The following is an 11,672-nucleotide window of genomic DNA, read 5'->3' on the forward strand; positions in this document are numbered from 1 at the left end:
TGGTTTTATGAATGGATGCTAAAAATATATAATAAAAAATAGAGTCTCTTCTATGCCATAGGTTGATATAAAGCCTTGGCTTAAGTCTCGTCTTTAATCTTGACGGGATTCAGCATGGCATGCAGTTTTTGCTCATCCAGTTCATTCTCCCATTTAGCCGCAACGACTGTGGCAACGCCATTGCCGATGATATTAGTCAGTGCGCGAGCCTCAGACATAAATCTGTCGATACCCAGTATCAATGCCAAGCCCGCGACAGGAATAGTCGGAATGGTTGAAAGCGTTGCCGCCAGCGTAATAAAACCGCTCCCCGTTACCCCGGCAGCGCCTTTTGACGTCAATAGCAGCACGCCGAGAATGGTTAGTTCCTGCATCAGGGTCAGAGGTGTATTGGTAGCTTGCGCAACAAAGATGGCCGCCATTGCCAGATAAATTGAAGTGCCATCCAGGTTAAAAGAATAGCCGGTTGGAATCACCAAGCCGACCACTGACTTGGAGCACCCCAGGTTTTCCAGTTTGGTCATCATGCGCGGTAGTACTGATTCTGATGACGACGTGCCCAGCACGATTAACAGCTCATCTTTTATATAAATGATAAATTTTAGTATGCTAAAGCCGGTAAATCGGGCGATTAATCCCAAGACAATAAAAATAAACAACAAGCAGGTTAAATAAAAACTGCCCATTAATTTTGCCAGTGGTGCCAAGGAAGCAATACCGTATTTGCCAATGGTAAAGGCCATCGCGCCAAAGGCACCAAGGGGTGCCAACTTCATGATGGTTTCGACGATACCGAATAATACCTGCGAAAATTTACTGATAAAAATTACCACTTCAGAGCCGGTTTCTTTCATCGCTGCCAGTGAAAAACCGAACAGCACCGAAAACAGCAATACTTGTAATATATCGCCTTTGGCAAAAGCATCAACAACGCTGGCTGGAATAATATTCAGTAAAAAATCAACGGTGCTGTGGGTTGTTGTCGCATTGGTATAAACGCTCAGGCTTTTGGTATCCAGCGTGCTGGCATCGACATTCATCCCCACTCCCGGCTGAATCACATGCACGACAAGCAAGCCAATAATCAATGCCAACGTACTGACTACTTCAAAATAGAGCAGGGCTTTAACGCCAACACGTCCGACTTTGTCCATATCCTGCATACCCGCAATACCGGTGACTACGGTGCAGAAAATGATCGGTGCGATAATCATTTTAATCAGTTTGATAAAACCGTCACCGAGCGGCTTCATTGTTGTGGCTGTTTCAGGATAAAAATAGCCCAGAAAAATACCGAAAGTGATAGCGGTCAGCACCTGAACATAAAGATGTTGATAGATTTTTTTAGCGGGTTTAGTGGTTTGCATGGTGATCTAAAATGACTATATGGTTGGTATGATTAAAACCTGAAAGCATCTATGGCACAAACTTAAGCGTGACAAGATTTGCAACCTCATCACTCACGTTTTAAAAGTCTCCAAACGTTGCGGTCGGGGTTACAAACCCCGACCAGCATTGTGCTTTTATCTTGGCTTTTTCTTCGTGCTCTTCGTGCCTCGGCAACTGCTCCCTGCGTCTCTTAAGGAGCCTACTGTTGGTGCTCTACCTTCTGCGTCCATGCAGTCGTTCGTGGTGCAAAGCTTTCAAATTATCCAGCTATTTCAACGCCTTTTCCCACTTGCTAACCAACGCTGCTGCAATACTATTGCCAAATACATTGGTCGCACTACGGCCCATATCCAAAATCTGATCAATACCCAGCAATAGTAATAAGCCGGCTTCAGGAATATCAAACATGGATAAGGTTGCGGCGATAACAATTAATGATGCTCTGGGTACGCCTGCCACGCCCTTGCTGGTGAACAGCAAGACCAGCAACATAATAAGCTGATCACCTAAAGCCATATCAATACCATAAGCCTGGGCAATAAATAAAACCGCAAAAGTCATATACATCATGCTACCATCCAGGTTAAATGAATAACCCAATGGCAAGACCAATCCACAGACTTTTTCATCGCAACCAAAACGTTCCAGTTGTTGTAACAACTTGGGATAAGCGCTTTCGCTGCTGGCGGTACCAAAAGCCAGCAACATGGGTTCGCGGATATGTCGTAGCAAAGACAAAACCCGGCGACCCAAAAACACAAAGCCAACGCAGCCGAGTGCAGTGCATAAGAGCAACAGACCCAAATAAAACTCGCCGATAAATTTGCCATAAGATAACAAAATACCGATACCTTGTTGGGCAATAACGGAAGCCATCGCGGCAAACACGGCAACCGGTGCAAAGTGCATAACATAGCCGGTAACTTTCAGCATAATGTGCGCGATTGAATCAAGTAACTTTACGGCAGGTCTGGCGAGTTCGCCAATCGAAGCGCAGGCGATGCCAAAAAACATGGAAAATACCACAATTTGCAAAATTTCATTGGTCGCCATCGCTTCGACGATACTTTTAGGAAATATATGCGAAACAAAATTGCCCAGTGTCGGCTTAACCAGTGTTAAGCCGGTATCGGTGCCTATTGGTGGTAATGCGATATGCAAAGAACTTCCCGGTTCAAAGACATTAACCAGCAACATCCCTAGCAGCAAGCTAAAAATGGATGCTGAAAAAAACCAGAGCAGTGCCTTGATGCCGATGCGTCCGACCGTTTCAATATTGCCCATTTTAGCCATGCCCACCACCAGCGTGGAAAATACCAGAGGGGCAATAATCATTTTGATCAGCCTGAGGAAAATATCGGTTAAGCTGGAAAATACCTCAATAACCGGGCTTAATGCAGGGCTTGGCCCAGTACTCCCCGAGTTACCCAAGGTCAGATTGAGCACTTCGCCCACCGCAATGCCGAGTACCAAGGCAATAGCGACATAAAGCGTCTGGCGATTGGGTTGTGGTTTCTGATGCGGGGTAGTCATTAATGAAGCTCCCTAAATAATGATGAAATTGCCTGTATGCAGGATTCAGGGTACCCAAGCATAACGCTGTTTGCAACCTCTGGCTGCAAAGTCTACAAAAAGAAAAGCAGAGTCCACGAAAAACACGAAAAACACGAAAAAAAAGCAGACTTATTTATTAACACCTCAACATTACTTGTCTTTGGAGTGTAATGAGGTTTGTAACTCCTCTACTCACGTTTTGAAAGCTATTGAAGTCTTTAGCTGTTTCAGTCGGGGTTACAAACCCCGACCGGCATTGGAAAAATATTTCTAAAAAGCCCATATATAGAGCGTTAGATAAAACATTCAAACGGTTAATTTTTTAATCTATAAACTTTCAGAAGCTAAATCCCCATATTGTTCTGTTAAAGATTCTTTAAAATCAGGGCTGTTGGAGTAAGACTTGAAAATTATTCATCTGAAAATGTATGTTTTTTTGCTTTTTTTCGTGCCTTTCGTGTTTTTCGTGGACTAAATGCTTGGCTTTTTAGTGGTCATTACTTCTCTTTTAGCAGTGCAAGCCAATGACTGAAAAGCCGCCTCGTGGTATTATTTCTCTTTTTTTTAGTTAACTGCCATGCCTGATAATTATTCCATGGAACGTGATTATTCACTTGATGCCATGAAGGTTCCACCCAATTCCATACAGGCCGAGCAATCAGTTTTGGGTGGTTTATTGCTGGATAATCAAACCTGGGATGCCATTGCCGACAAAGTCATTGAAAAAGATTTTTATCGCCGTAGTCACCAGCTTATTTTCAAAAAGATTGAAGAGCTAGCCGAAAAGCAAATTCCTTTTGATGTTATCACCCTGTCGGATGGCTTAAAAGCCGTCGGTGAATTGGAGAATGTTGGCGGGCTGTCTTATTTGATCATGCTGGCAAAAGATACACCCAGTGCGGCCAACATTGTCGCTTATGCCAATATTGTCAGAGATCGTTCGGTTCTTCGTCAACTGATTCATATCGGCACTGAAATCTCTGATTCGGCTTTTAATACCGAGGGTCGTGATACCGCTGAATTGCTTGAAAATGCTGAGCGGCAGGTGTTTCAAATAGCAGAACAGCGACAAAGAGGACAGGCTGGCGGCTTTATATCCATAAAATCATTGCTGGCTAAAGCGGTTGATAAAATTGAAACACTGTTTGAGCAAGAGGGCTCTATCACCGGTGCCAGCACCGGATTTCCGGATCTTGATGAGTTAACTTCCGGTTTGCAACCTGCCGATTTGATTATTGTTGCGGGTAGACCGTCGATGGGTAAAACCACCATCGCTATGAACATAGCCGAAAATGTCGCGCTAAAAAGCGATAAGCCGGTGGCGGTATTTAGTATGGAAATGCCTGGCGACTCTCTCGCCATGCGGATGATGTCATCATTGGGTCGCATAGATCAGCATAAAGTCAGAACCGGCAAACTCGAAGATGATGATTGGCCACGCTTGACCTCAGCCATTAATTTACTGGCAGGTACACAACTGTTTATTGATGATTCACCTGCGTTATCACCGACTGAAGTACGTGCCAGAGCCAGGCGCCTGGCGCGTGAACATGGTCAGTTGGGCTTGATTGTGGTGGATTATTTACAATTGATGCAATCACCCTCCAGTGGCGACAATCGGGTACAACAAATTTCTGATATTTCCAGAGGTTTAAAAGCGCTTGCCAAAGAATTAAACGTGCCGGTCATCGCCTTATCGCAGCTTAACCGAAACCTTGAACAACGCCCCAACAAACGCCCGGTAATGTCCGATTTGCGTGACTCGGGTGCTATTGAGCAGGATGCCGATTTAATTATGTTTGTTTATCGCGACGAAGTGTATAACGAGGATAGTCCCGATAAAGGTATTGCTGAACTTATTATCGGCAAGCAACGTAATGGTCCACTGGGAACCGTCAGGTTGACCTTTCTGGGGCAATATACAAAATTTGAGAGTTTCACTGGAGCGGCTTATAACGCGGGAGATTATGAATGATACCGGCAGCCTATGCTGAATTAAATCTGGAAGCTTTACAGCATAATTTGGACCGGGTTCGCCATTACGCACCGGATGCAAAAATTATGGCCGTTATCAAGGCAAACGGTTATGGTCATGGTTTGGTCCGTATTGCCCAAGCCTTGCAAAATGTCGATGGTTTTGCTGTGGCTCGGGTTGATGAAGGTATTCGTTTGCGTAATGCCGGGATTAAAAACCGGATTGCGATTTTATCAGGTTTTACCTGCGCCGAAGAATTGGATAAATTACTTCATTATCAACTGGATGCCGTCGTGCATTCTTTTTTTCAGTTGGAAATTTTGGAAAGCAGGGCAGAGCAAGACGCTTGTGAAGTTTGGTTAAAACTGGATACCGGCATGAATCGCCTGGGTTTTAAACCTCAAGAATTTAACGCCGTTTATCAACGTTTAAATGCCTGTGCCATCATCAAAAAACCCATTCGTTTGATGACGCATTTAGCCAATGCAGATGATATTCAGGATGCTTCAACACTTCAACAAATCAGTCTGTTTAAAGATACACTGGCAACACTCACTCCCAAGCTCCAGCTTGGGAACGGAGATAAATTTCATCTGGTTAACGAATGCAGCATTGCCAACTCGGCAGGTATTTTAGCCTGGAAAGAAGCCTTATCCGATTGGGTGCGCCCCGGCGTCATGTTATATGGTATTTCACCGTTTTCGGATAGTACCGGCGAGCAACTGGGCTTAAAGCCGATTATGAGCTTACATTCACGGCTAATTTCAGTAAAAACCCTGGAAAAAGGCGATAAAGTGGGCTATTCGGGATCATGGTTATGTGAAAAGCAGACCACGTTGGGCGTTGTCGCCATTGGTTATGCCGATGGTTATCCACGTTATGCCAAAGCCGGAACACCCGTGCTGGTTAACGGGCAACGTGTTCCGTTGATTGGCAAAGTCTCCATGGATATGATTACCGTTGATCTGGAAACACAACCTCAGGCAAAACCCGGGGACCCGGTAACGTTATGGGGCGATGGCCTGGCCGTTGAAGAAATTGCCCGGTGTGCCGATACCATACCCTACACCCTGGTGTGCGGCGTTACCCAGCGTGTTCATCTTGTTGATAAGATCGTATCGTGAAATTTAGCGAATAAAAGTATTCAACGTATAGACTTTCAGATAAATAATTTCGATGCTATCGGATACCATCCCTTTAAGGGATGTTATCCGTGTGAACTAAATTGTCATGTTATGGTAGTTTAATTTCTGAAAGACTATAGGTATAGCTATGAGCCTATTTTTCCGTCTCGGCAACTGCTCCTGCGTCTCTTAAGGAGCCTACTGTTGGTGCTCTCGATCGTTGTTCCAGACGCGATTCTACCTTCCACCATCCATGGCTATGTACCTTCTGCATAATCCACAGGGATGTGGTGAATGCAGAGTTTGCAGGAGCAAATATCTGTCCTTGCAGTCGTTGTAAATAAATAAAAATTCTGCACCACTTGGGACTATTAATTCTTGGATATCACCTTAAGGCCTGACAGTGACTAACCTTTAATCGCTTGCAAGGATGGTATCTGTAAAATCATCGCGCTTTAAGTTGGCTCAAGTGTTAGAAAACGCTTCGCCTAACGTGGCATGGAACAAGGCATTAAGCTGACCAAGTGGCTCCGGCTTTTGACCAGGTATGGGTACTATAGCTTCCAGACGCTCCAATTCAGCGACGATAAACGCATTGATACTGGCAAAGGGTTTTGATAGCCCCAACTCTACCGATGCGCTTTTCTTTTGTAGCAAGATTGCTATATCAGCCAGTAACTCAGGCTCTCCTTCAAGCAGGTGCAGTAACCTGGAAAACTCAATCGGTGCAGCAGTGCCATAACGCTCCAGCCAGCGTACCGATAATAACGGGCGCAGCACATAAAAATATTTTTTGAGTGGTACCAAGTCAGCACGCAAATAACCACGGTAGTTGGTTTTTGCCATGTTGCGGTAGTGATAAATCCCGCTTGCGCACGAATACACTAAAGGCAATAACGCTCTGGCGTTTTGTGCAAAGCCACCAGCCTCGCTATAGATAAATGGCGATTGCAGCCATTCCACAACAGTGGGGTTTGATTTCCATAACAGGCGTAGCGTTTTTCGCACATCCCAGCCATTAAGATCAATATCATCGGTGATGGCGTATTCAATCACATCACGCCGTTCTTCAAGATCCACTGCAAGATACCAAGCCGTTGGCCTGACATAAATAAAACGCACATCAAAATCGCTATTGACAGATGCAAAGCCCCACGCCCTGCTGCCTGATTCAACTGCCAGTAAAATCCGTACATCTTGTTCGCGCTCGGTTTTAGCCAGACGATGCATAATTTCAGTGTGAATGTCAGCAGGAATCATAGAGTGAGGGTAGTAAGTTATAGAGTCATGATTTTGTATTTTACATTATTCAGTCCCCTCTTTGAAAAAGAGGGGACAGGGGAGATTTTATTAGATAAATCTCCCTCAATCCCCCTTGTTTAAAGAAGGAGGTGAATCACTACCAATGACAAACGATGCGCTTCATTCCTCAGCACATCCTACGGCTAAATTCCAAGCGTGACGTGGGTTACAAATCCCGACCGGCATCGATAAAAGTAATTGTTTTTCTTCGTGTACTTCGTGTCTTCGTGGTGAATAATGTTTTTAACCAGCTTGGCTTAACATTTTTTCAGCGTTACACTAAAGATCCTTACTTATCTGCCGAGATAAATAACTGCCATGTTAAAACAGACGCCGCTTTGTGATCTTCATCTTAAGCTGGGTGCCAAAATGGTGCCTTTTGCCGGTTATCAAATGCCTGTGCACTATGGCCAGGGTATTATTCATGAACATTTGCATTGCCGCAGCCACGCGGGTTTTTTTGATATTTCCCACATGGGGCAATGCCTGATTTTAGGCGATAACGCAGCCAGTGAGCTTGAGCAGTTAACGCCCAGTGATATTACCGGGCTTAACATGGGAGCCCAAAAATATACCGTCTTAACCAATAATGAGGGCGGCATTATCGATGACATTATCATTACCCGTGTTGAGGCCGGGTTGATGATTATTGTTAATGCTGCCTGTAAAGATAAGGATTTTAGCTGGTTAAAAAATCGCTTATTCGGTCGATGTACGTTTAAAGACTTGCCTGATCAGGCTTTATTAGCGCTTCAAGGCCCGGCTGCTGCCAGCGTAATGGCCAAATTTTCAAAGGAAGCTGCGGGATTATTATTTATGCAATCTTGTGCAACCACCATTAACGGGCTGGCTTGTAGCATTAGCCGTAGCGGTTATACCGGTGAGGATGGTTTTGAAATTTCAGTCGCCAATCAAGATGCCGAGCAACTGGCTGGTTGGTTACTTGCAGAAGAAGACGTTGAGGCAGTTGGTTTGGGCGCCCGCGATACCTTGCGGCTGGAAGCGGGTTTATGTCTTTATGGACATGAACTTAATGAAGCCATCACGCCCGTTGAAGCCGGGTTGCAATGGCTATTTAAAAAAGGCCACAAGCACTTTCCCGGCGCGGATAAAATTTTACAACAGTTGCAGCACGGCCCTGAAAAAATCCGTACCGGCTTGCTGGTCGAAAGCAAAATACCGGTAAGAGAGGGCAGTGTTGTTGTTAATAACGACGATCAGGCGCTTGGTATTGTGACCAGTGGCAGTTTTTCTCCCAGTTTGGGTAAACCCGTTGCCATGGCATTGCTTGAGCGTAACGCCGCCAGTCTGGGCAATACGTTATACGCCTTGGTACGGGAGCGAAAGATTCCGGTTACGGTAACAAAATTGCCTTTTATTCCCCATCGCTACCTTAGGTAAACACTATGCCAATCTCTCGTGTTAGTCTGGATAAGTTAGAAATGCGCGGTAATTTTATTTACCGTCATATTGGCCCCAATCCACAGCAAACTCAGGAAATGCTCACTGAGCTGGGTTTAACCGAGCTGGATGATATTATCGAGCAAGCCATTCCTGCCAATATTCTTAATCATGAGCCGTTAAAACTTACCGAAACGATCAGTGAGCGTGCGGTTATCAAACTTTTGCGTGATATGCGCGGCCGTAATAAAGTGTTTACCTCAATGATTGGTATGGGTTATTACGACACGGTGATGCCGGCGGTGATTAAGCGTAATGTGTTGGAAAATCCTGGCTGGTATACCGCTTATACGCCTTATCAGGCTGAGGTTAGTCAGGGCAGGCTGGAGGCGTTGTTAAATTTTCAGCAGGTGATTATTGATTTAACCGGCATGGAGCTGGCCAATGCTTCGTTACTTGATGAAGCAACGGCAGCGGCAGAAGCAATGACTATGTCACGGCGCTTGTCGAAAAGTTTGTCCAATAATGTGGTTATCGATCAGCATTGTCACCCGCAAACGCTGGCTGTTATCAAAACACGCGCCCGTTCATTAGGTTATGAGGTTATTGTTGTTGATCCTTGTCATGAGCTGGAACAGCAGGATTTTTTTGCCTTGATCGTGCAATATCCGGGTACTACCGGTGAAATAAAAGACCTTGGCCATATGACGGTCATGGCTCATGACAAAGGTGCGCTGATTACGGTGGCGGCGGATTTATTAAGTCTGGTCTTGCTAAAGCCACCTGCGGCCTTTGGTGTTGATATTGTGGTCGGCAGTTCTCAGCGCTTTGGTGTGCCTATGGGTTATGGCGGCCCGCATGCCGCTTTTTTTGCCACCAGAGAGGCTTATAAACGCGCGATTCCGGGTCGCATTATCGGCGTATCCAAAGACAGCCACGGCGAGGTTGCGTTGCGGCTGGCATTGCAAACGCGCGAGCAGCATATTCGCCGGGATAAAGCGACGAGTAACATTTGTACCTCGCAGGTTTTACTTGCTGTTATCGCCGGATTTTATGCGGTTTATCACGGTGCCGAAGGTTTGCGGTTGATTGCCGGTCGTGTGCATCGCTACACGCAAATTTTGGCCGCAGGATTAACGCAGTTGGGTCATACGGTTGTCAGTGATTGTTATTTTGATACGCTGGTGATTTATGTGCCTAATCGGGCCAAACGTTTTGCCGCCAATGCCGCCGAAGCCATCATTAATTTTCGTATTATTGACGCAGACCACTTAGGTATTTCGTTAGATGAAACTACGACACGAAAAAATTTAAGAGACGTTTGGCAGGTTTTTGCCTCGGCTACCGCAGGCCTTCCTGATATTAACAGTCTTGATGCCGGTATCATTGATTGCATCCCGGCACGGTTATTACGCAGCGACAAAATTCTGCAACATCCGGTATTTGAGCGCTATCATTCGGAAACGGAAATGATGCGTTATATGCGCCGACTGGCCCGGCGCGATATAGCGCTGGATCGTTCCATGATACCGTTAGGTTCTTGTACGATGAAGCTGAATGCGGCCACTGAAATGCAAACAATTTCTTACCATGAGTTTAACGGCTTGCATCCGTTCGCACCGTTATACCAGACTCATGGCTATCAGCAAATGTTTGCCGAACTGGAAGAAATGTTATGCGATTTGACCGGTTTTGACGCTTTTTCGCTGCAACCCAACGCCGGTTCCCAAGGCGAATACACCGGCTTGCTGGTAATCCGTAAATATCATGAGGTTTCAGGTCAGGCACAGCGCACTATCTGCCTGATACCGGCTTCTGCACATGGCACCAATCCTGCCAGTGCCACATTGGCAGGTCTTGATGTGGTGGTGGTTGCCTGCGATGAAAACGGCAATATCAGTCTTGATGATTTACACGCAAAACTGGCGGAATATAAAAATACGTTGGCAGCTTTAATGATTACTTATCCGTCTACGCATGGTGTTTTTGAAGAAGCCTTTAGGGAAATTTGTGATCTTGTTCATCAGCATGGTGGACAGGTTTATCTGGATGGTGCCAACTTTAATGCTTTGGTGGGTTTAAGTCGTCCGGGCAAAATTGGCGCGGATGTTGCCCATCTTAATTTGCATAAAACATTTTGTATTCCGCATGGCGGTGGTGGCCCGGGTGTTGGCCCGATTGGTGTAGGTGCACATCTGGCGGCTTTCTTGCCTGATCATCCGGTGGTTGAGGGCGTTAATCCTGCCAAAGGCGGGCATGGTACTATCGGTACCGTGTCTGCTGCACCGTGGGGATCGGCCAGTATTTATACCATTTCGTGGGCTTATATCGCCATGATGGGGGCCGCCGGTTTAAAGCGTGCTACTTTGACGGCGATTTTAAATGCCAATTATATTGCCAAACGTCTGGCAGCTTTTTATCCAATTTTATATACCGGCAAAAATGGTTGGGTTGCTCATGAGTGTATTATTGATTGCCATGCTTTTAAAAAATCCTGTGGCATAACGGTTGAAGATATTGCCAAGCGCTTGATTGATTATGGTTTTCATGCGCCCACCGTGTCGTTTCCGGTTGCTGATACGTTGATGATTGAGCCTACAGAAAGCGAGGGTAAAGCCGAGGTTGATCGTTTTTGTGCGGCGTTAATTTCAATACGTCAGGAAATTAAGGCCATTGAAGAGGGTAGTGCCGATACTGAAAATAATGTGCTGCATAACGCGCCGCATACCCACCGGTTATTGTTGGAAGAATGGACGCTGCCTTACTCGAAACAACAGGCTTTTTTCCCTGATAATCATCAGCATGATGATAAATACTGGCCGCCCGTTGGCCGTATAGATAATGTCTATGGCGACCGGCATGTGGTGTGTAGTTGTCCGCCGTTATCGGATTATGAATGATTAATAGGGCCCGGCGTAGGCTGGAAC

General features: G+C 45.6%; 7 protein-coding genes. 4 read left to right on the top strand and 3 right to left on the bottom strand.

Annotation, left to right across the window (positions count from 1 at the left end; translation table 11 throughout):
• Positions 1-80: 80 nt before the first annotated feature.
• Both N7974_RS11705 and N7974_RS11710 read right to left on the bottom strand, forming a co-directional pair.
• Complete coding sequence (locus N7974_RS11705) at positions 81-1,367, bottom strand: dicarboxylate/amino acid:cation symporter (RefSeq protein ID WP_262965795.1); 1,287 nt, start codon at positions 1,365-1,367, stop codon at positions 81-83.
• Positions 1,368-1,656: 289 nt separating this feature from the next.
• Positions 1,657-2,922, bottom strand: a complete 1,266-nt coding sequence (locus N7974_RS11710; protein WP_262965796.1) for a dicarboxylate/amino acid:cation symporter — start codon at positions 2,920-2,922, stop codon at positions 1,657-1,659.
• 598 nt (positions 2,923-3,520) lie between these two features.
• Here N7974_RS11710 and dnaB point away from each other — a divergent pair.
• Positions 3,521-4,918 (top strand): replicative DNA helicase, encoded by a 1,398-nt coding sequence (gene dnaB, locus N7974_RS11715; RefSeq protein ID WP_243219267.1) that lies wholly within the window; start codon positions 3,521-3,523, stop codon positions 4,916-4,918.
• Positions 4,915-6,042 carry an alanine racemase gene (alr, locus tag N7974_RS11720; RefSeq protein WP_262965797.1) on the top strand — a complete coding sequence of 376 codons (1,128 nt, stop codon included), beginning with the start codon at positions 4,915-4,917 and terminating at the stop codon, positions 6,040-6,042. Before dnaB ends, alr begins: the two co-directional genes overlap by 4 nt.
• 465 nt (positions 6,043-6,507) lie before the next feature.
• Here alr and N7974_RS11725 read toward each other — a convergent pair whose 3' ends face one another.
• Positions 6,508-7,302, bottom strand: a complete 795-nt coding sequence (locus N7974_RS11725) for a nucleotidyltransferase domain-containing protein (RefSeq protein ID WP_262965798.1) — start codon at positions 7,300-7,302, stop codon at positions 6,508-6,510.
• A gap of 360 nt (positions 7,303-7,662) precedes the next feature.
• Between N7974_RS11725 and gcvT the strand changes: the two genes are divergently transcribed.
• Positions 7,663-8,745, top strand: a complete 1,083-nt coding sequence (gene gcvT, locus N7974_RS11730; protein ID WP_262965799.1) for a glycine cleavage system aminomethyltransferase GcvT — start codon at positions 7,663-7,665, stop codon at positions 8,743-8,745.
• Positions 8,746-8,750: 5 nt separating this feature from the next.
• Entirely contained in the window at positions 8,751-11,645 is a 2,895-nt protein-coding gene (gcvP, locus tag N7974_RS11735) for an aminomethyl-transferring glycine dehydrogenase (RefSeq protein ID WP_262965800.1), read from the top strand.
• The last annotated feature ends 27 nt before the right edge of the window (positions 11,646-11,672 follow it).

Origin of the sequence: Methylobacter psychrophilus, assembly GCF_025583945.1 — a bacterium.
Taxonomy (GTDB): domain Bacteria; phylum Pseudomonadota; class Gammaproteobacteria; order Methylococcales; family Methylomonadaceae; genus Methylobacter_C; species Methylobacter_C psychrophilus.

Coding starts and splice junctions, on each gene's coding strand:
- N7974_RS11705 (WP_262965795.1), bottom strand. CDS start 1,367: ATGCAAACCACTAAACCCGCTAAAAAAATCTATCAACATCTTTATGTT.
- N7974_RS11710 (WP_262965796.1), bottom strand. CDS start 2,922: ATGACTACCCCGCATCAGAAACCACAACCCAATCGCCAGACGCTTTAT.
- dnaB (WP_243219267.1), top strand. CDS start 3,521: ATGCCTGATAATTATTCCATGGAACGTGATTATTCACTTGATGCCATG.
- alr (WP_262965797.1), top strand. CDS start 4,915: ATGATACCGGCAGCCTATGCTGAATTAAATCTGGAAGCTTTACAGCAT.
- N7974_RS11725 (WP_262965798.1), bottom strand. CDS start 7,302: ATGATTCCTGCTGACATTCACACTGAAATTATGCATCGTCTGGCTAAA.
- gcvT (WP_262965799.1), top strand. CDS start 7,663: ATGTTAAAACAGACGCCGCTTTGTGATCTTCATCTTAAGCTGGGTGCC.
- gcvP (WP_262965800.1), top strand. CDS start 8,751: ATGCCAATCTCTCGTGTTAGTCTGGATAAGTTAGAAATGCGCGGTAAT.